The organism is Chryseobacterium sp. NRRL B-14798 (assembly GCF_050470705.1).
Classification (GTDB): Bacteria; Bacteroidota; Bacteroidia; order Flavobacteriales; family Weeksellaceae; genus Chryseobacterium; species Chryseobacterium cupriresistens.
In genome coordinates this window covers 1,338,763-1,356,205 of record NZ_JBFLUL010000005.1, presented here as the reverse complement: position 1 = coordinate 1,356,205, position 17,443 = coordinate 1,338,763, and the positions used below count along the sequence as shown (strand labels likewise).

The 17,443-nt window shown below is 37.0% G+C and carries 24 protein-coding genes; 10 read left to right on the top strand and 14 right to left on the bottom strand.

Going from position 1 to position 17,443, the window contains the following annotated elements; translation table 11 throughout:
- Position 1 precedes the first annotated feature (1 nt).
- The 7 genes from AB1278_RS06545 to namA all read right to left on the bottom strand — a co-directional run bounded on the left by AB1278_RS06545 (position 2) and on the right by namA (position 6,768).
- Positions 2-1,414: a T6SS phospholipase effector Tle1-like catalytic domain-containing protein gene (locus AB1278_RS06545; protein WP_395974635.1), complete on the bottom strand. Its 1,413-nt coding sequence runs from the start codon at positions 1,412-1,414 to the stop codon at positions 2-4.
- Positions 1,415-1,448: 34 nt separating this feature from the next.
- On the bottom strand, positions 1,449-2,423 hold the full coding sequence (locus AB1278_RS06540) for a DUF2931 family protein (RefSeq protein ID WP_343642074.1): 975 nt from the start codon (positions 2,421-2,423) through the stop codon (positions 1,449-1,451).
- A 61-nt stretch (positions 2,424-2,484) separates the two neighbouring features.
- Positions 2,485-2,655, bottom strand: a complete 171-nt coding sequence (locus tag AB1278_RS06535; protein ID WP_153816338.1) for a hypothetical protein — start codon at positions 2,653-2,655, stop codon at positions 2,485-2,487.
- A 1-nt stretch (position 2,656) separates the two neighbouring features.
- Positions 2,657-4,588 carry a type VI secretion system Vgr family protein gene (locus AB1278_RS06530; protein ID WP_343642071.1) on the bottom strand — a complete coding sequence of 644 codons (1,932 nt, stop codon included), beginning with the start codon at positions 4,586-4,588 and terminating at the stop codon, positions 2,657-2,659.
- 147 nt (positions 4,589-4,735) lie between these two features.
- Positions 4,736-5,140: a type VI secretion system tube protein TssD gene (tssD, locus tag AB1278_RS06525; RefSeq protein ID WP_002977458.1), complete on the bottom strand. Its 405-nt coding sequence runs from the start codon at positions 5,138-5,140 to the stop codon at positions 4,736-4,738.
- A gap of 267 nt (positions 5,141-5,407) precedes the next feature.
- Positions 5,408-5,716 carry a DUF2752 domain-containing protein gene (locus AB1278_RS06520; RefSeq protein ID WP_343642069.1) on the bottom strand — a complete coding sequence of 103 codons (309 nt, stop codon included), beginning with the start codon at positions 5,714-5,716 and terminating at the stop codon, positions 5,408-5,410.
- Positions 5,716-6,768, bottom strand: a complete 1,053-nt coding sequence (gene namA / locus AB1278_RS06515) for an NADPH dehydrogenase NamA (RefSeq protein ID WP_343642067.1) — start codon at positions 6,766-6,768, stop codon at positions 5,716-5,718. Before namA ends, AB1278_RS06520 begins: the two co-directional genes overlap by 1 nt.
- 99 nt (positions 6,769-6,867) lie before the next feature.
- Here namA and AB1278_RS06510 point away from each other — a divergent pair, with 99 nt between their 5' ends.
- The gene (locus tag AB1278_RS06510) at positions 6,868-7,350 is read left to right on the top strand and encodes a cytidine deaminase (RefSeq protein WP_110011371.1); all 483 of its coding nucleotides are present in this window, start codon (positions 6,868-6,870) and stop codon (positions 7,348-7,350) included.
- A 233-nt stretch (positions 7,351-7,583) separates the two neighbouring features.
- Here AB1278_RS06510 and AB1278_RS06505 read toward each other — a convergent pair whose 3' ends face one another.
- The 7 genes from AB1278_RS06505 to AB1278_RS06475 form a co-directional block, all read right to left on the bottom strand.
- The gene (locus AB1278_RS06505) at positions 7,584-7,895 is read right to left on the bottom strand and encodes a barstar family protein (RefSeq protein WP_202838866.1); all 312 of its coding nucleotides are present in this window, start codon (positions 7,893-7,895) and stop codon (positions 7,584-7,586) included.
- A gap of 164 nt (positions 7,896-8,059) precedes the next feature.
- A complete protein-coding gene (locus AB1278_RS06500; RefSeq protein WP_202838865.1) occupies positions 8,060-8,368 on the bottom strand; it encodes a GIY-YIG nuclease family protein in 309 nt (102 codons plus the stop codon).
- A gap of 51 nt (positions 8,369-8,419) precedes the next feature.
- Entirely contained in the window at positions 8,420-8,923 is a 504-nt protein-coding gene (locus AB1278_RS06495) for a ribonuclease domain-containing protein (RefSeq protein ID WP_202838864.1), read from the bottom strand.
- Positions 8,924-8,975: 52 nt separating this feature from the next.
- Complete coding sequence (gene nadE, locus AB1278_RS06490) at positions 8,976-9,767, bottom strand: NAD(+) synthase (RefSeq protein ID WP_202838863.1); 792 nt, start codon at positions 9,765-9,767, stop codon at positions 8,976-8,978.
- Between the two features lie 12 nt (positions 9,768-9,779).
- Entirely contained in the window at positions 9,780-10,313 is a 534-nt protein-coding gene (locus AB1278_RS06485; protein WP_202838862.1) for a GNAT family N-acetyltransferase, read from the bottom strand.
- Positions 10,310-10,840 (bottom strand): GNAT family N-acetyltransferase, encoded by a 531-nt coding sequence (locus AB1278_RS06480; protein WP_202838861.1) that lies wholly within the window; start codon positions 10,838-10,840, stop codon positions 10,310-10,312. Before AB1278_RS06480 ends, AB1278_RS06485 begins: the two co-directional genes overlap by 4 nt.
- Before the next feature lie 9 nt (positions 10,841-10,849).
- Positions 10,850-11,488 (bottom strand): leucine-rich repeat domain-containing protein, encoded by a 639-nt coding sequence (locus AB1278_RS06475; RefSeq protein ID WP_202838860.1) that lies wholly within the window; start codon positions 11,486-11,488, stop codon positions 10,850-10,852.
- Between the two features lie 52 nt (positions 11,489-11,540).
- Here AB1278_RS06475 and AB1278_RS06470 point away from each other — a divergent pair, with 52 nt between their 5' ends.
- The 9 genes from AB1278_RS06470 to AB1278_RS06430 all read left to right on the top strand — a co-directional run bounded on the left by AB1278_RS06470 (position 11,541) and on the right by AB1278_RS06430 (position 17,417).
- Positions 11,541-12,524: a gliding motility protein GldB gene (locus tag AB1278_RS06470; RefSeq protein WP_202838859.1), complete on the top strand. Its 984-nt coding sequence runs from the start codon at positions 11,541-11,543 to the stop codon at positions 12,522-12,524.
- 32 nt (positions 12,525-12,556) lie between these two features.
- Positions 12,557-12,880 (top strand): gliding motility protein GldC, encoded by a 324-nt coding sequence (gene gldC, locus AB1278_RS06465; RefSeq protein WP_002977443.1) that lies wholly within the window; start codon positions 12,557-12,559, stop codon positions 12,878-12,880.
- A gap of 132 nt (positions 12,881-13,012) precedes the next feature.
- Entirely contained in the window at positions 13,013-14,152 is a 1,140-nt protein-coding gene (locus tag AB1278_RS06460; RefSeq protein ID WP_343642055.1) for a cystathionine gamma-synthase, read from the top strand.
- 67 nt (positions 14,153-14,219) lie between these two features.
- Positions 14,220-14,669: a GNAT family N-acetyltransferase gene (locus AB1278_RS06455; RefSeq protein ID WP_343642053.1), complete on the top strand. Its 450-nt coding sequence runs from the start codon at positions 14,220-14,222 to the stop codon at positions 14,667-14,669.
- A gap of 82 nt (positions 14,670-14,751) precedes the next feature.
- Positions 14,752-15,264: a DinB family protein gene (locus AB1278_RS06450; protein ID WP_343642051.1), complete on the top strand. Its 513-nt coding sequence runs from the start codon at positions 14,752-14,754 to the stop codon at positions 15,262-15,264.
- A 230-nt stretch (positions 15,265-15,494) separates the two neighbouring features.
- On the top strand, positions 15,495-15,701 hold the full coding sequence (locus AB1278_RS06445; protein WP_429813133.1) for a hypothetical protein: 207 nt from the start codon (positions 15,495-15,497) through the stop codon (positions 15,699-15,701).
- A gap of 6 nt (positions 15,702-15,707) precedes the next feature.
- Positions 15,708-16,304: a hypothetical protein gene (locus tag AB1278_RS06440; RefSeq protein ID WP_110011359.1), complete on the top strand. Its 597-nt coding sequence runs from the start codon at positions 15,708-15,710 to the stop codon at positions 16,302-16,304.
- A 112-nt stretch (positions 16,305-16,416) separates the two neighbouring features.
- Positions 16,417-16,965: an L-threonylcarbamoyladenylate synthase gene (locus tag AB1278_RS06435; RefSeq protein ID WP_110011358.1), complete on the top strand. Its 549-nt coding sequence runs from the start codon at positions 16,417-16,419 to the stop codon at positions 16,963-16,965.
- Positions 16,966-17,072: 107 nt separating this feature from the next.
- A complete protein-coding gene (locus AB1278_RS06430) occupies positions 17,073-17,417 on the top strand; it encodes a nuclear transport factor 2 family protein (protein WP_395974651.1) in 345 nt (114 codons plus the stop codon).
- The last annotated feature ends 26 nt before the right edge of the window (positions 17,418-17,443 follow it).

The following is a 17,443-nucleotide window of genomic DNA, read 5'->3' as shown; positions in this document are numbered from 1 at the left end:
TTTAATGGATAACTCTTGTTCTGTTCGGTCTCGGATCCATACCTATTTTTTCTCTTCTTGCTGACCAGTGAAGGTAATGAAGACGAAGGAATCTCAAATCGTTCTGTTCTTTTACTTCTTTCTGATAAGCATCCTGACGGTCTTCCGGGACTTCGTTTCCACCATAAGCATCACGCAGCGCTTTAAAATGTTTGAAGGCATAAGGTTTGCCATTTCCCATCACATAAGTTCTGAGACGGTCTTTTATTCCTATTAAAAACTGATCATTCAAAATGGAATATTTATCATCAGTCATTTTTTTCAAGGTGATAGGAAGATTTTTCTCAATGCCGTATTCAGCCATAAAATGTAGAGGAATATAGCTGTAAGTTTTCAGCAGGTAACGGGACCCTCTCAATGATAAATAGAATCCGGGGGTAATGGTAAGCATATCTTTTTCATACCAACCTTCTGATACGAGTTCTGCTTTTAATGCTTCTAATTTGGAACTGGTTGTCCAGGATGTTTCCACTTCCTCCCACGTTTCCTGTCCGTTTTCATAGGCACCACCCACGTCGCAGTGTACACCCGGAAAAGTTTTTTCAGTTCCGATATGTACCCTTGTCAGGTCAAAGTTTTCTCTATGCTCATTTTCTGCGATGAAGTGAACTACAGTCTGGGCTTTTCCGATTTCATTCAGGCTTAATTCTTCTACATCATTGCTGAAATTGGGAACTGGTGACAGATATTTTGAATAGGAAGAAACGGTATCGTAGATTCCAAGAAATCTTACTTTTAAAACATCTACCTTTAATCCTGCTTCTTCAAGCTTAAGGCCAAGATGTCCCCATTTTGGAAGTTCTTCGGAATCAACATTTTTCCCATCATCATCTGAATAGGTGGTCACTGAAACAGCTTCGTTTGCGACGGTGCGTGAACTGGCTTTATATTTTGCTTTTCCGATTTCGTATACAAAATTACGTGCTGCAGCAGCTCCACGGCTGAATCCGAATACATCGAAAGTAAGAACAGCAATCTTATCGGCTTTCTTTTCTGCTTTAATGGTTTTCACCTTTTTTACAATTTCTTCGCAGCCTTTTCTCACTTTTGATCTGATCCCGGTTTCTCCGGTCCCGAAAGCGTATCCGAGCGTTGCATCTCCTTCTTTATCCAATGTACCGATACCTTCTATATAAATTCCGAAGTTTTTATCATAGTTATCCCACATGCGGGCTACATTACTCCAGTCATTATTATAACTGGTATTGTCTTTAGCTCCACCACCATGTTTTTTATGGGCATCTGTTCCCTTTTTTCTTTCCTCTGTATTGGTTTTATTATTCAGGGTTCCGTCAAAAAAAATCCCAATGGTAATATCCAGTACTTCCTCTTTGGATACAGATGGTGTATAACTTCCAAATTGATTGTTGTGCATCGTTCTTGTTTTTAAATTGACTGAGTGAATATTATCATTCTATCTTTCGGGATACCCTTATTTTTGCTTTGGTAACTGCCAGTTTTTCTTTTTCAGATTCTAAAGAGATCAAAACTTTTGTATTGTCTTCGTTTACTTTAATGGTCAGATCAATATTTTTGTCTTTTCCTGATTTCTGAAACAAATCAAATATCTCTTTATCATCAAAAGCGTCTATCCATACTGCATACCTGTTGTTGTTTTTATCTTTCCAGTAAAAACCGCAGAATCGTGGTATAGCCCTGCTTTTGTAGGTATTCTCTTTTAAACTCTGGTCAAAAAGATTTTCCTGCTCGCCGTTGTAACTGGTAAAACCAAAATCTATCCAGGCGGCTCCTTCAGGGAGAATCACGGAAGGTTTCCAGCTGTATCTTTCCCGATAAACGTTATAAATATCTGCTGGCGGATAGCCTTCTTTTTCAATTTTCTCACGAATTTCCGGCTTGAATGTCTTATAAGACGGATCTTTCAGCATTCTTTCTGCAAAGCCTTCATTCAACATATACTGAGCATTCTCGTATGCTTTTTCTTTGGTGATAATGGTATCATGAGCCTGAAAAGCACCTACTTCTTTCTGGTTTCCCGGACCTTTCATCCAAAGCACAACTCTTCCTTGTGGAGCTAATCCTACCACAAAGGAATTGTAAGTGGCTTTCTTTTTTGTGTCCTGGTCTACAAACCCCTTATCCAAAAGTTTTTTGATCTTTTCTTTATCCAGGTCCCATTTTCCGGTATAGAATTTATTTTCTACCAAAGAGTACCATGTAAATTCCAGTTTATGGGGAGCACTCATGCTTTCGGTATTGACATTCATGGTACCGCCTTCTTTACCCCAACCTGTATTCTGTGTTCCCCAGATGGCATCAAAACTGTAAGTAAAACCATCTGCAACAATAGCTCCTTCATATACTTCCATCGGGTATTCCTCCGGAGCGGAAACGGTTCCCAGCCAACTGTATTTTTCTTCCATTTTTTTATTCTGACAATTCGTTAATGAAAAACACCATATAAAAAGAATCAGCAGGTTACATTTACTTATGACCATGGGACATAATCTTCTTGTTACTCGCTAAAACCAGATTTTCCTTATGTGCTTCCACATTGATTTTCTTTGCTATTTTTTCAACCTTTTTTCCTACGCTCAGATGGTAAGAATCTTTAACTGTTATGCGCAGGTTGGTTGCTGTTTTGATGATCGCCATATCAGAAAAGTTTTGATTTTTCAGCACTGTTGAATTCTACAATCTTTCCGCTTTGCATGGTCATATTTTCCAGCTCGCTGAACATGGAAATTTCACCTGCAATTTCATTGGAGGTTTCAGATTGTCTTTTGAATTCTTTTTCAATCATTTCCGTTCTGGTATCGGAAGTTTCCGTAATATCTCCCGAAGCCGTAAGTTTCATATCTTTTCCTGCGATGGAAACAATATTATCGTTTGCGGTACTGGTAATACTTGCTCCTGCGCCTATAGAAATTTCTTTTCCTGCAGTGATGTTGATATTATCACCCGCATTCAACGTAAAATTTTTAGGGGCTTTCATACTGATATTTCCCTGTCCGTCCATAAAATAAGTGTTCCCGCTTGGATCAAGGATCGTTACACTTCCTTCTTCATCATTCATCAGGATCCTGATTCCGCTTCTGGTTTGAATAGACTTAAGGTGATTGTTTACGCCACCTCCCAACGCTACTCCACCATGGAACATTCCTCCCATTACGAAAGGTCTGTCCGGATGGCTGTGCACAAAATTAACCATCACCTGATCTCCCACTTCCGGAATAGCTACGTATCCACGGTTTTGGGTAATCTGATCTGTTCCTCCGGCATCAGGGCTCATCATACGGATAAAGTGAGTGGTGTCATTCGTTTGCCAGTCGAATCTTACCTGTATTCTTCCCTGTCCTTCCGGATCTGTATTGGAAATTACTGTGGCTGTCTGTGGCTCGGCCTTCGGAATGGTGTATTCCGGCTTTGGAAGAAACCCTGTATCTGCCGCTATTCCTACAAAGCTTCCTTTATAATGACCGATGGTGTCAATTTCATGTTCTGATTCTGTAATCATGATTCTGGTGAAATAAGAGGTTTCATTGGAATCCTGTTTACGCATCTGGACGTCTGCTACGCACCCCGGGTGAAGGAAAGGAACCGTTGTATTTCCTGAAACGGAAAAAACATTCACCGCCTCACTTCCTGAAGCGCTTTTCTGCGAATACTCCACATCCAGGTGTGTGGCAGCTTTGATAGGAGCAATCTGTAAAGCCGGTGTTTTATAAATAGTTTCGTTATGGCTGTATGCTGTTTTTGCAAGATCACTCACATGTTTGATGGGTGTAGACCCAGAAGTCAGCTTTTCATTTTTATTACTGTTATAACCGTAAAATTGTGGTTTGGTGTGTACCGCTTTCAGCTCAACTTTAATTTCATTGGCGCTGCTTCCGTAAGTAAGGGTAATAGGTTTATTCTGAGCCGGCAGTTTTCCGAAATGTAAAACTTCACCATCGTAGTAGAATTGTTCACCGTATGCTTCGGCCATTCTTGCCAGATAGTTATAATGGGTTTCATCATACTGGCTGCTATAGATGATCTGAGAGAAATTATTGGCATCTACCCTGATATCAAAACGGCTTTTATCAATCCCTTGTTTGATCACTTCTTCTGCAATAATTCCGATATTAACCGGCTGGCTTCCTCCAAAACTCTGGATGTGTGGTGCTCCGTCAAGAAGGATGGTCGGACTGTAACCTGTAAGTACAATATTTCCCAGACTCATATGCTCCTGACTGAATCCTACTCCGGTAATCACTCCTACAAAAGTTCGTTCCGGACTGTTATCTATATCTTTATAGGAAATAACCGCCGTAAGTCTTTTTCCGAGAAACTTGTTAGCTTCCTCCAGTGAGTGGGTCTGTCTGTCTCCCAGGGTATCGTGTGCCAGTGTCAGTGTAAATTCGTGATGTCGTCTGGTACTTTGTTTAAGCTTGAAATGCTTGTAGTACTTGATAATTTTCCCTTCTATGACAAGAGAAAGCTTTACCAGACGGTTGATACCTGTGTGATGGTTTTCGGAAATACCATCTGCATTCTGCGTCGGACGAAAAGACGCCGCTTGTGAGTTTCCAGGTGTATTTGACATATTTTTAGTGATTTGATTTGTTTTTTAAACGATTATCCAACAGAAAGAGAGTTTAAAAATTAAAAACAAAAATCCTGCAGAATATAGTCCTAGGTAAAAAAAGACCGTCTTGTAAGGACAGTCTTTTATTTCTGGCTCATGAAAGACTTAGCTCATCGGCCAAAGTCCGTCATAAGATGAGTTTCCATATGTGATGCTTTCAGCACTTACTACAAAGCTGATCAGCATATTATTGCTATCAATGGCATCAAAGTCTACTTCATGTTGGATTACATATCCGTTTTCCCATTTCAGAGAGATCAATGTTCCTTCTTCGTGAGATTTATTAAAGTTGATTTCCCCGCTAGTCGGTTTATATTTACTGTTTAATAAACTTTCTAAAACATCAGATTTTTCTGTTGCTTCAATTGTTACTTTGATCAATGCGTTTGACGGGTCAGAGGCTACACGTCCTGAAACATCTGTAGATCTTGACACACTATAGTTAAGCTTTAACAACTTCTGACCTTCACCTCCATTGAATTTTAAGATTCCTCTTGAATTTCCTGCCATATTCTTAAATTTTAATCATTAACGAGATCCCTGCTATAGGATTTATATAACAAAGATAAAGTTCATGTTCTAATTTAAAAAGTTTTTAAGGCACTGTTTCATAAATTGTAGTAGTTCTACGACATTTTAAAATTCTACACAACAAAACAATACAGGAATTTTAATCTAATAAATTATATTTTTTATTAAAATTTTTCTACATAACACCAAAGAAGATCAAAACACAAAAACAACTAATAATCAAACGGTTACTGTTAATTCTAATAGTTAACAGTGTTTGTACATATACCCGATTACCATAATAATCAGGTTAACGACCACCATAATCATTAAAATTTTACTGTATTTTCTTTTTCTATCGATAAAACTTACCCCAAGGATCAAAAAGAATAACAATAAAGTGTATACAGCCGGATACATTTGAAACGCTTCCGAAAACTTTCCTTCAAATACCAACAGGATCGCTCTCTGAGCACCACATCCCAGACATTCTACCCCAAGGAATTTTTTACTGGGGCAGGTAAGCATGAAATCATCAATGTTCATTTCTGTGGTTTTACAGATTAATGACTTCACTAAGAAGAGATTTTGGCTCTGGTATACTGATGCGGGAAAAAGCAGTCTTCTTTCATTTCAAAAGATCCCTGAACAGCAATATAAGGATTTCTAAGAATCTCCCTTGCTACGAAAATAAGATCAGCATCCCCTTTCTGAAGGATTTCTTCGGCTTGTTCTACCTTGGTAATCAATCCTACCGCTCCTGTCTTCACTTCAGCCTCATTTCTCACCTGCGAAGAAAAAGGAACCTGATAACCATCGAAAACCGGGATCTTAGCTCCATGAATATTTCCACCACTGGATACATCTACAAGGTCTACGGAATGTTCTTTTAAAATTTTTGCCAGCGCTACACTACTCTGAATATCCCAGCCATTCTCAGCATATTCCGTTCCTGAAATTCTGACGAAAAGGGCTGTATTTTCGTCCAGTTCTTCATTAACAGCATCTACAATTTCGAGCAGAAATCTGATTCTGTTTTCAAAACTTCCTCCATATTCATCCGTTCGGATATTGGAAAGCGGCGACAGAAACTGATGGATCAGATATCCGTGAGCGCCGTGAATTTCGATGACATCAAAACCTGCTTTTACGGCTCTTCGGGCTGCTTTTTTAAAATTCTGAACAATCTCCTTTACCTCATCTGTACCCAGTACATGCGGAATTCTTTCCGTAGGGTGATAAGGAATAGGGCTTGGAGCTACAGTTTCCCAACCTTCTTCCACAGGAATCTGTATATTATTCCATGTTGATCCTTTTCTTCCGGCATGGGCCAGCTGGATTCCTATTTTACTTTCTGAATTTTTGTGTACAAATTCTACGATTCTTTGCAGCTTTCCTGCCTGTTCATCATTCCAGATTCCCATGCAGTGATTGGTAATTCTTCCTTTCGGTTCTACTCCTGTAGCTTCTACCATCAAAAGACCGGTACCGCCCTGCGATCTGCTTCCGTAGTGTACAAAATGGAAGTCGTTAGCCTCTCCGTTTTCACATGAATACATACACATGGGTGACATTACCCATCTGTTTTTCAACTCTATATTTCTGAATTTTATCGGTGTGTATAACATTTTTAAACATTAAAAAATTGAACTTTTCAGGGGAAGAATAAATATTGCCCACTTCATTAAAAAGAACTAATTTTACCCCCCTTTTTTAGTTGACAATATATGAAAAAAGACATACAGATCGGTTACGAATATTTTAAAAATAGCAGTGAGCTGAGCGATATAGAAAAACAATTATTTGAAAGAGCCAAAGAAGCTCGTGAGAATGCTTATGCACCTTATTCTCAATTTTTGGTAGGATGTTCCGTATTACTGGAAAACGGAGAAATCTATTCCGGGAACAACCAGGAGAATGCAGCCTATCCGTCAGGATTGTGTGCAGAAAGAACGACTGTTTTTTGGGTAGCTGCCAATTTTCCGGATGTGAAAATAAAAAAGATCTTTGTAGTAGGAGGTCCGAAAGAGTTTCATGAGAAAAACCCACCAATACCTCCATGTGGAGCATGCCGCCAGAGTTTAATTGAGTATGAAACCAAGCAGAATGAAAATATCGACCTTTATTTCTCAAGCATGAATGAGGAGGTTGTAAAAGTGCATGCCGTGAAAGATCTGCTTCCTTTTTATTTTGATTCTACGTTTTTGTAACCAGATGAAACCTGATTTTAGCTCCCTGCCCAGGTTTGAAACTTTGACAGGCTATGAAGCAAAAAGTTCACATCGGCTCATCCTGAATAAACGTTACAGTGAAATAAAATAAGAAACCTAACAGGTTTTGAAAACCTGTTAGGTTTGTATGATAAGGAATAAAGATTTGAATACTATAGAATAAGGATCAGCATAAAAAAGGCTGTCTCCTGTATTGGGACAACCTTTCTTTTTTATTCTTCTTCAGATTCTACATCATCATCTTCGTCTTCGTACTGCTCAAGATAGTAGCTAAAACTAAATTCTTCAACTTCTTCTTCCGCATCCTCCAGCGTCGTCAGAAGATCTTCAAAAATCTCAAGCTGATCTACAGTCATGTTGACGAATTCTAAATGGAGCGGCATTTCCAGACTACCGGTGATGGTATCAAAAAGGGCATCAAGATTATCCCCAAAATGCTCAGGAAGCTGAATTTTCTCCTTGAGCTGGGCGTAAAAATCTTCATAGTCACCTATGTCCGTAAAATCTATATATACTGTCTTCATATTGAATTAAATTTCCAATTTTTATTGATTAAAAAAGTCTTGCATTTTTGCGGATCTTTTCAGAGCCACTCATACAATATTTTATTTTTCAAAATTACGACTTATCACCCCTTAAATACAAATTATGCACTAGTCATTGCGAGAAGCTTAGCGACGAAGCAATCTCAGAAAACATCCATAATATCTTCCACATCCTCCGCAAGACCATTCCAATCAGGGTTTATACTATTGATTAAATCCAGTTTCTTTTGCCTGGAACCTGCTTTTATTTGTTTTTCTCTATATATAGCATCACCTATTTCCTGAAAGGATTCCCAGTATACCAATATATATAAATTATATCTTGAAGTAAAGCTTTGAGAATAATATGATTCTTTATGCTGTTGAACACGTTTAGGCAGATTTGAAGTCACTCCTGTGTAAAGAGTAGTATGATTTTTATTCGTCATAATGTAGACAAAACCTGCTTTCATCTGTGATTCTTTTATAGAGATTGCTTCGTCACTCCGTTCCTCGCAATGACGTTATTGCTTTTCAAAGCTCTTATAATGGTTTTTGGTAAGGTATACATCGCCATTTTGAGTGTAGATGATACGGTCAGCATTTCTTCCACCACAATGATAGTTTACATCTGCTTCAAAGTATCGTTCTCCATCCGGCAAACGTCCTTCTCTGTTTCCGAAATGATCTCCGCCGATAGCTTTTCCAGGTAGTACATCACAAAGATTTCCTTGAGAAGGATTCCAACCTTGTTTCCTTGCTTCTTTTTTAGTGATATAATAATCCGGAAGCTTATGATTTTGCTTTACATAGCTGATTACCATTTTCTCCTCTGTAAGCTGATCTATAGAAACCTGACCAGATGAACTTCCATCGGAAGAAGTACTTCCGTAACTCACTGCTTCTTTTTTTACAGAATCTGACCGATCTTTCTTATTTTCAATAAAGTTTCTGTAGACATACATTACAGACATTCCGAAAAGGAGTCCCAGACATATAAAAAATACAGATCTTATTTTTCCGTTCATAACTATTATTTACTATATGATGTATTAGTCAGCTTACCAATGAATAGTATTGTTATGCTCTCCATTCTTCAGGAATATCGCAAACCGGGATAGGATCCATCTTATGTCTGGCAGCTTTATGCATTCTGTCGAAGATCAGGAACACTTCCTTATCTCTCCCTTCGTAATCTTCAGCCGTTTTCGTTCCGTATTCTTTCTGGATTTTTTCCAGTTCCGGATAACTTGCACCAATCTGTTGTTCATCTGTTCTTTCCGTATCCCAAAGTCCATCGGTAGGAATAGCCTCCTGAATGCTTTTGATAAGATTTAATCCTTTAGCAAGTTCATATACTTCAGTTTTATAAAGATCTGCAATAGGTGAAACATCTACCCCACCATCTCCATATTTTGTATAAAATCCAATTCCGAAATCTTCTACTTTGTTTCCTGTTCCACAAACAAGAAGCCCGTTCAGCTGTCCGTAATAATAAAGTGTAAGCATTCTGAGACGTGCTCTTGTGTTGGCAAAAGTCAAATTCTCATTGGGATACACCTCATCATTTACATGGAAGGTTTTATAGATCTCTTCAAAGGCCGGGGTCAGATTTACAGATATTGTTTCTACATTGGGAAATCTGGATTTAAGATCATTCATATGATCCTGTGCACGATCTACCTGATCAGCTTTCTGACGGATCGGCATTCCGATTAGTAATGTTTTCATGCCTGTCATTGCTGCTAAAGTAGAAACTACTCCGGAATCTACACCTCCGGAAACTCCGATTACATATCCGTTTACTTTAGCATTTGTAGCATAATCCTTTAACCAGCTTACAATATGATCTATTACTTTTTGTGTCTGCATTATTTATATTTTTTAGTCTATTCCAAATTCATGAGGGTATTTTACCACTCCTTTTTTATCTTTTAATCCGTCTTTTACCAATTCTACAGCCATTCCGTTTTCTTCCGGAATATCAAATGGAAAAGAAATTCCAAAATTACTTGTTTTTTTGTAACCAAAGCGCGGATAATATTTTTCATGTCCGATAAGGATTACAGATTCATATCCTAATTCTTTGGCAATTCGATGTCCTTCCAGAATCAGTTTCGTTCCGATTCCCTGATTCTGGAACTCAGGTTTTACGGAAACAGGTGCCAGTGCAAGGGATTCAAACGATTTTTCTTCATTGACAATTTTAATTTTAGTAAACAGAATATGTCCTGCAATTCTACCCTTTTCATCTTCGGCCACCAATGATAATTCCGGGATGAAAGCTTCTGAACGTCTTAGTTTTTCTACCAGAAACTGTTCCTGATGATTACTGTATTCCATTTCTCTGAAAGCTTCTTCCGTCAGCTGAAAGACCTTTTGATGATCTTCTTTTTCTTCTTTTCGTATTGTTATCATTTTTTACTGTATTTTTCACGCTTCAGTTCATACCAGAAACAGATTCCGTCGGGTTCTTCAAACTCGTCGGTTTTTTCAAAACCTAATTTTCTTAGAATATGATTGGAAGCATCATGTTCAGAATGGGCATAGGCATAAATGACTTCTGCATTTAAATCATTAAAACCATAATCCAGAGAAGCTTTTCCGGATTCCACAGCATATCCTTTTCCCCATGATTCCGGCAGAAAACGATATCCCAGTTCCAGCACATTTTTATAACCATTGGTTTCATGGGTAAGCAGTTTCAAGCCGCTCCATCCTATCAGAAGTCCGCTCTCTTTTTCTACTACTCCAAGCCTTCCTACTCCATTCTCCTCATACTGTTTCTGAATCATGCTGATGACCTTTTTTGATTCATTGATATCCGTCAAAGCCGGTACACCAATGTATTTCATAACTTCAGGATTGGAATCCAGCAAAAATATGCGTTCAAAATCTTCATCTTCGAGTTTTCTTAAAATCAGTCGTTCTGTTTCTATCATCATAATATTAGTCTATTCTTCAGCTCCAAAAATGGTTACGTTAGTTTTAGCACCCTTCTTTATATCTGTTTCTCTTATCTTATTCCCCATGATATTAAGGGTTTGTAAAGCCGGGTTGCCGGAAATATCAATTTTCTGAAGCTTGTTATGCTGTACATTCAGCTTTCTTAATACTTTAAACTGAAGCAGATTTATTATTTTTAATTGATTTAAAGATAATGTTAATTGATCAATTTTCGGAATCTCCATCAGCGAAATACTTTCCAACAAATTATTATCGAGATATAATGAACTTAAATTTTTAAGGTTTTCGGCTTTGAATGAAGAAATTTTGCATCCCGTACATGAAAATAATTCAAGCTGAGACAAATCATTAAGTACAATGCTGGAAATTCTATTATCATCGAGAATAACCATTTTCACGTTTTTAAAAAGTGACAGATCTTCTACAGAAGTAATTCCTTTCTGAACCAGGAACAGATTGGTAACCCTACCTGCTTCCGGAGATTCAAGTATTCCGTTTCTATTCAGATCAAAATTTTCCAGCACTGCTTTTTCAAAGTTTTTATCTTTAAATTCAAGGTTTTGCCCGCAGAAAAAAGAAAGCCCGGAAATAAGGCAACCCGCTGTAAATATTTTAATTTTCATCATGAATTGTGTATTTAATCCTTATTTTTGTAAACTTAAATTCCATGTAAAAATAATGAAGATTTTTAGATATATTGCGCTTTCTTTCGTTTTAGCTGCCGGGCTTGTTTCCTGCAAAAAAGAACCTGAAAATCAATGGAAGGTCGAAGTCAAACAAACTGCCGAAAAAGTTGACATTACAGATATTTCCAAAGAATTCTATAATCAGAACATTCCATTGGATCAGTTTAAAGCTCAATTTCCTTGGTTCCAGGGAAGTGTTTCTGATGCTGATTTCGAAAAAAGAAGAGCAGATGCTGAGGAGATAAAAATCTACAAGGAAGCTATCGGGAAAATAGATCAGGCAAAGCTGCAAAATGAGCTTCAGAGCTTATTTTCTCATATCAAATATTACTTTCCTCAATTTAAAAATCCAAAAGTATATCTGTTCTCATCTGCTCTACAGATGGTACAGGATCCTATATTTTATGATGAAAAAGGCAATCTGTTATTCATAGATGTAACCGGTTTTATGGGTGATGGAAATCCTAATTACAAAGGGCTGGAGTTGTATTTCCAAAAATCAATGAATCCACAGAATATTGTTCCTAAAGTATCACAGTTGTTTGCAGAAAATATTGTAACGGAATCTCCTGATCATCAGAAATTCATTGATCAGATGATTCTGAACGGAAAAGTAATGATTCTTCAGGATGCTTTTCTTCCGGATACTCCCGATTATCTGAAAATGAATTATACTCAAAAGCAGTATGAATGGGCAACCAGTAATGAGGCGAATATCTGGAATTATTTTGTAGAAAGTAATCTGATCTTCGGCGATGATCCGAGACTGGGAGAACGTTTTATTTCCCCAGGCCCATTCTCGAAGTTTTATACAGAAATTGACAATGAATCTTCACCACAAATCGGGATTTTTACAGGCTGGCAGATCTGTAAAGCATACTTTAAAGAAAAGCCTGAAACAAAGTTAACAGAGTTCCTGAAAATGGATGCTACCACAATTTTTAATCAATCCGGTTATAAACCGAAACTTAAATAATAGAAATTTTAGAATTTAGAAAAAATAGAAAAATGAGAAAGACTCAGATTACGATAGATGTAGAGCTTGATGAAAATCACGTACCGGAAAATATTACATGGAACGCTCAGGATGGCGGTATTGAAAAACAAGATACCAAAGCAACCATGATTTCCGTATGGGATGATAAAACAAGAGAAGCGTTAAGAATTGATCTTTGGACCAAAGAAATGCCTGTAGACCAGATGAAGATGTTTATCCACCAGATTTTAATATCTCTAGGAAATACGTATCAGAGAGCAACCGGAGAAGAAGATGTAGCGCAGTGGATGGAAGAAATTGCAGAAGAATTTGCGGTAAAATCTGCTATTAAGTAAAAAAATATAATTGCAGTAAGCTGCAGGCAGTAAGCGGTAAGCTTTTTGTATTCAGCTAGAGCAAATTTTAATAAAACAATCCGCTTAAGCAATATACTTTATTGTTTAATGCTAAGCCTAAAGCAAAAAATTATGAATTTTAATACAAAAGTAATTCACGGAGGGCAGCACCACGAGTCTGCAACAGGTTCTGTAAATGTACCTGTATTTTTAACCTCTACGTTTGCACAGAAGAGTCCGGGAGTACATTCCGGATACGAATATTCAAGAGCTGCCAATCCTACAAGACAGGCATTGGAAGATTCTTTGGCAAGTATTGAAAACGGAGCGAGAGGTCTGGCTTTCGGTTCCGGTCTTGCAGCCATCGACTGTGTTTTGAAATTATTAAACCCTGGTGATGAAGTGATTGCTGTAGATGACCTTTACGGAGGAACTTACAGAATGTTCACGAGACTTTTCGAAAAATATCAGCTGAAATTCACATTCGTAAATTTTGACGATGTTTCTAAAATTGCTGATGTCATTACAGATAAAACAAAACTGATCTGGGTAGAAACTCCTACGAATCCTTTGATGAAATTAGTAGATATCAAAGCAGTAGTAGAAGTTGCAAAAGGGAAAGATATTCTGGTAGCAGTAGACAATACTTTTGCTACGCCTTATATCCAGAGACCTATTGATTTGGGAGCTGACATTGTAATGCACTCCGCAACGAAATATTTAGGAGGCCATTCTGATGTGATTGCAGGAGCTCTTATTGCTAAAGATGCCGAACTGGGAGAAAAACTTCACTTTATTCAGTTTGCAAGCGGTGGTATTTTAGGTCCTCACGATTCTTATCTTGTATTGAGAGGAATTAAAACACTGGCCTTAAGAATGCAGAGACATTCGGACAATGGTCTTGCTGTAGCGAAGTACCTTGAGACACATCCAGCTGTGGATAAGGTAATTTATCCGGGATTGGAATCTCATCCACAGTATGAACTGGCAAAATCCCAGATGAAGGAATCAGGGGGAATGGTTTCATTCACTTTTAAATCTAGTAAGAAAGAAGATGCTGTCAAATTCTTGGAAAAAGTAAGAGTATTTACCCTTGCGGAATCTTTAGGAGGTGTAGAATCTTTGGCTAACCACCCTGCGTTGATGACTCACGCTTCAATCCCGGCAGAAAAACGTGCTGAACTGGGAATCACAGACGACCTTGTTCGTTTAAGCGTAGGCATTGAAGATGCAGAGGATCTTATTGCAGATCTTGAGAAAGCTTTTTCTTAACATACAATACATTAAATGAGAAGGGTTTTGATAATCCTTCTCATTTATTATAACACCAACTGATATTATGAAAAACTCAAGGAAAGCAACTATTTCCGACTTACCACAACTCGTAGAATTATTTGATCAGTACAGGATATTTTATCACAAAGAATCAGATATTCCTGCTGCTACAACCTTTCTTCAGGACAGACTTGAAAACAAAGATTCCGAAATTTTTGTTACGGAAGAAAATGGTAACCTGACAGGTTTTGTACAGCTATATCCTATATTTTCATCTACAAGAATGCAGCGTTACTGGCTGCTGAACGACCTGTATGTAAATGAAAGTCACAGAGGAAAAGGATACTCTAAAAAACTGATTGAAGAATCTAAGCAACTCTGCCGTTCCTCAAAAGCATGTGGAATTCTTTTAGAAACAGGAAAAAGCAATGATATTGGAAACCAATTGTATCCAGCCAGCGGTTTTGAGCTTTATGACTCTGTAAATTTCTACGAGTGGACGAATCATGATTAATGAGTAATTGATGCGTTACACTCACCATCCCGAATCTCAAGACCCCGAATCCCGAAAACCCGTAACCCAAACAAAAAATAATATGACCGACTTTCAAAAATACATCCAAAGATATTTAGATCAGATTCCATCAGGAAACTGGATCAATGAACTGCAGATATCAGCAGACAAAACCATCGGAATTTATTCCAACCTTACCGAAGAACAATCTAATTTTGCTTATGCAGAAGGAAAATGGACTTTAAAAGGTCTTCTACTCCACTTATCTGATACAGAAAGAGTCTTCCAATACAGAATATTAGCTTTTGCGAGAGGAGAAAAAAACAATCTTCCCGGATTTGATGAAAATGAATATGCAGAAAATTCTTTTGCAGGTGAAAGAAGCCTGGAATCTCTTTTGGAAGAATACAAACTGGTGAGAAAATCTTCACAGATTTTATTAGAAACTCTTCAACCTTCTGCTTTACAGAATACAGGAACAGCCAATGGCCATGAAATATCTGTAGAAACTATCGGAAAACTGATTATAGGTCACAATTATCACCACCTGAATATTATTGAGGAAAGGTATTTATCGAAATTGGGATGGATGTAAGAAAACGAATTCCCCTTGCCAGCCTGTTAATTTTCATAATTTCTTTTTGTTTTACAGCTTTTAAAGTTGAAGATATGGGAGAGATTAAAGATTATAAATCATTTGAAACTTTTCTTATAGGTTCGATTAGCTTTTTAGGCGGGGGCTTATTTGAATTTCTGGTATGGACAGCTAATATTTAGTTCTTTATTGCAGTGGTATTCTGTTATAAAAAATATTTTTTAATTTCTATGATATTGGCTGCAAAAGCTTTTTTAATTGCAGGAACATTTTTTTTCTGGAAGGAAATTCTGGCTGCAGAAAATGGAAGAATGGGAAGAATATACAGCTTGGAAACAGGTTATTTTTTGTGGATAGCTTCTATTGCATTTTTAATAGCTGGCTCATTATATTTATCCATAAAATCTAAATTTATCAATCATAAATTCTCATCCTGATGTGCAATGAGATCTATAAAAAATTTAAGAATCACAGAAAGTATTCAAACTGAAAAATTAGTTTTTGAAGAAAGTTCATACGATAAGTTTGATACGATCTCGATCTATTTTGGATTTTCTGCATTGGCAGGAGCTTCTCTGCTGTTATTAAAAGAAGTAGATTTTTCTTTTAATAACAGCTTCGAGTGTGCAATTCTTATAAGTTTATTCATCTGTAGCGTATATGTGCTGTATTGTAAATACACCGAAAAACATTTGAAAGAAATTAAGTTTGAAATTCCTAAAGAAGAAGCTAAAAGCAGAATCATTGAGTATGGAAAAAAACATCATCATAGAATTTCAAAGATTTCTGGGAATCTGATTTTCCTTAATGAACCGACAGATCTCTACAGTTTGGGTAAAGATTATGAACAGACAACCATTGTATTTTTTAAAAACAATGCGATTCTTTATACTTTAATTAAAGAAGGTTCAAGATCAAATTTCCCTGTCTTGATTTCACAACATCTTACCAAAAAAGATTTCAAAAAAATACTACATCCTGATTATATTGAGCCTATTAAGCGTACAACTTATTTTAATTCATTTTTTCATGGATTATAATCTTTGCATCTTGTCATAATAATCAAGCTGAAAAATCATATTTAAACCCCATTTTTTTGCCTGAAATTCTTATATTTTCTACCTTTATCCATTCTTTGAATTCACTACAATTATGGAACATATTATCGAAATATTAAAATCCGGCGGAACAATTCTTTACCCTACTGATACTATCTGGGGAATTGGTTGTGATGCCACCAATATAGAAGCAGTCAATAAGATTTTTGACATTAAAAAGCGCGAAAAAAACAAATCCATGATCATCCTTGTGGAATCTGAGAAAAGACTTCAGGATCTTGTGGATGTTCCTGAAATGGCCTGGGAAATTATTGATCTCAGTGAAAAACCGGTAACTATCGTTTACGAAAACCCAAGAGGTTTACCCAAAGAACTTCTTGCAGAGGATGGAAGTATCGGAATTCGTCTTGTAAAAAATGATTTCTGTAAAAAACTGATTACAAAACTGAACAGACCATTGGTATCTACCTCTGCCAATTTCAGCGGTGAAAAAAGTCCATTGAAATTCTCTGATATTTCTGAGGAAATAATCAGCCTTGTAGATTATGCAGTGGAAGAAGACAGAGAAAAAGTTTCAAAATACTCAGGTTCTTCGGTGATCAAAATATGGAATGACAACAGAATAAAAGTTCTTCGGGAATAAGAATTCTGAACTTTTATGTTTACTTTTTAGAGTCTTGTCAGTTCATATCGGCAGGATTTCTTTTTTTTAATTCTATCTTTGCAAACTCAACTCATAAACTATTTGCTATGAATCATCACGAATTTGCCCAAATGTGGATCAATGCGTGGAATTCTCATGATCTGGAGGATATACTTTCCCACTATTCAGATGATATTGAGATTACAACTCCTATGATTGCACTGGCTACGGGCGGTAAAGAAAGTTCTTTAAAAGGAAAAGAAGCTGTTCGTGAATATTGGAGAAAGGCATTGGATAAATTTCCTGACCTCCATTTTGATCTGATCCATTCCACAGCAGGAGTAGATTCGGTAGCATTATTTTATAAGTCGATTATGGATAAACATGCCGTTGAAGTCATGTTTTTTAATGAAGAGGGAAAAATTAGTAGAATGTATGCTCATTATGATTAATGGGTAACATACGTAGAAATTGTCAC

What these genes read in the sequence shown, in the direction of transcription:
- AB1278_RS06545 (WP_395974635.1), bottom strand. Translation starts at nt 1,414, where the DNA reads ATGCACAACAATCAATTTGGAAGTTATACACCATCTGTATCCAAAGAG.
- AB1278_RS06540 (WP_343642074.1), bottom strand. Translation starts at nt 2,423, where the DNA reads ATGGAAGAAAAATACAGTTGGCTGGGAACCGTTTCCGCTCCGGAGGAA.
- AB1278_RS06535 (WP_153816338.1), bottom strand. Translation starts at nt 2,655, where the DNA reads ATGGCGATCATCAAAACAGCAACCAACCTGCGCATAACAGTTAAAGAT.
- AB1278_RS06530 (WP_343642071.1), bottom strand. Translation starts at nt 4,588, where the DNA reads ATGTCAAATACACCTGGAAACTCACAAGCGGCGTCTTTTCGTCCGACG.
- tssD (WP_002977458.1), bottom strand. Translation starts at nt 5,140, where the DNA reads ATGGCAGGAAATTCAAGAGGAATCTTAAAATTCAATGGAGGTGAAGGT.
- namA (WP_343642067.1), bottom strand. Translation starts at nt 6,768, where the DNA reads ATGTTATACACACCGATAAAATTCAGAAATATAGAGTTGAAAAACAGA.
- AB1278_RS06510 (WP_110011371.1), top strand. Translation starts at nt 6,868, where the DNA reads ATGAAAAAAGACATACAGATCGGTTACGAATATTTTAAAAATAGCAGT.
- AB1278_RS06505 (WP_202838866.1), bottom strand. Translation starts at nt 7,895, where the DNA reads ATGAAGACAGTATATATAGATTTTACGGACATAGGTGACTATGAAGAT.
- AB1278_RS06500 (WP_202838865.1), bottom strand. Translation starts at nt 8,368, where the DNA reads ATGAAAGCAGGTTTTGTCTACATTATGACGAATAAAAATCATACTACT.
- AB1278_RS06495 (WP_202838864.1), bottom strand. Translation starts at nt 8,923, where the DNA reads ATGAACGGAAAAATAAGATCTGTATTTTTTATATGTCTGGGACTCCTT.
- nadE (WP_202838863.1), bottom strand. Translation starts at nt 9,767, where the DNA reads ATGCAGACACAAAAAGTAATAGATCATATTGTAAGCTGGTTAAAGGAT.
- AB1278_RS06485 (WP_202838862.1), bottom strand. Translation starts at nt 10,313, where the DNA reads ATGATAACAATACGAAAAGAAGAAAAAGAAGATCATCAAAAGGTCTTT.
- AB1278_RS06480 (WP_202838861.1), bottom strand. Translation starts at nt 10,840, where the DNA reads ATGATGATAGAAACAGAACGACTGATTTTAAGAAAACTCGAAGATGAA.
- AB1278_RS06475 (WP_202838860.1), bottom strand. Translation starts at nt 11,488, where the DNA reads ATGATGAAAATTAAAATATTTACAGCGGGTTGCCTTATTTCCGGGCTT.
- AB1278_RS06470 (WP_202838859.1), top strand. Translation starts at nt 11,541, where the DNA reads ATGAAGATTTTTAGATATATTGCGCTTTCTTTCGTTTTAGCTGCCGGG.
- gldC (WP_002977443.1), top strand. Translation starts at nt 12,557, where the DNA reads ATGAGAAAGACTCAGATTACGATAGATGTAGAGCTTGATGAAAATCAC.
- AB1278_RS06460 (WP_343642055.1), top strand. Translation starts at nt 13,013, where the DNA reads ATGAATTTTAATACAAAAGTAATTCACGGAGGGCAGCACCACGAGTCT.
- AB1278_RS06455 (WP_343642053.1), top strand. Translation starts at nt 14,220, where the DNA reads ATGAAAAACTCAAGGAAAGCAACTATTTCCGACTTACCACAACTCGTA.
- AB1278_RS06450 (WP_343642051.1), top strand. Translation starts at nt 14,752, where the DNA reads ATGACCGACTTTCAAAAATACATCCAAAGATATTTAGATCAGATTCCA.
- AB1278_RS06445 (WP_429813133.1), top strand. Translation starts at nt 15,495, where the DNA reads ATGATATTGGCTGCAAAAGCTTTTTTAATTGCAGGAACATTTTTTTTC.
- AB1278_RS06440 (WP_110011359.1), top strand. Translation starts at nt 15,708, where the DNA reads ATGAGATCTATAAAAAATTTAAGAATCACAGAAAGTATTCAAACTGAA.
- AB1278_RS06435 (WP_110011358.1), top strand. Translation starts at nt 16,417, where the DNA reads ATGGAACATATTATCGAAATATTAAAATCCGGCGGAACAATTCTTTAC.
- AB1278_RS06430 (WP_395974651.1), top strand. Translation starts at nt 17,073, where the DNA reads ATGAATCATCACGAATTTGCCCAAATGTGGATCAATGCGTGGAATTCT.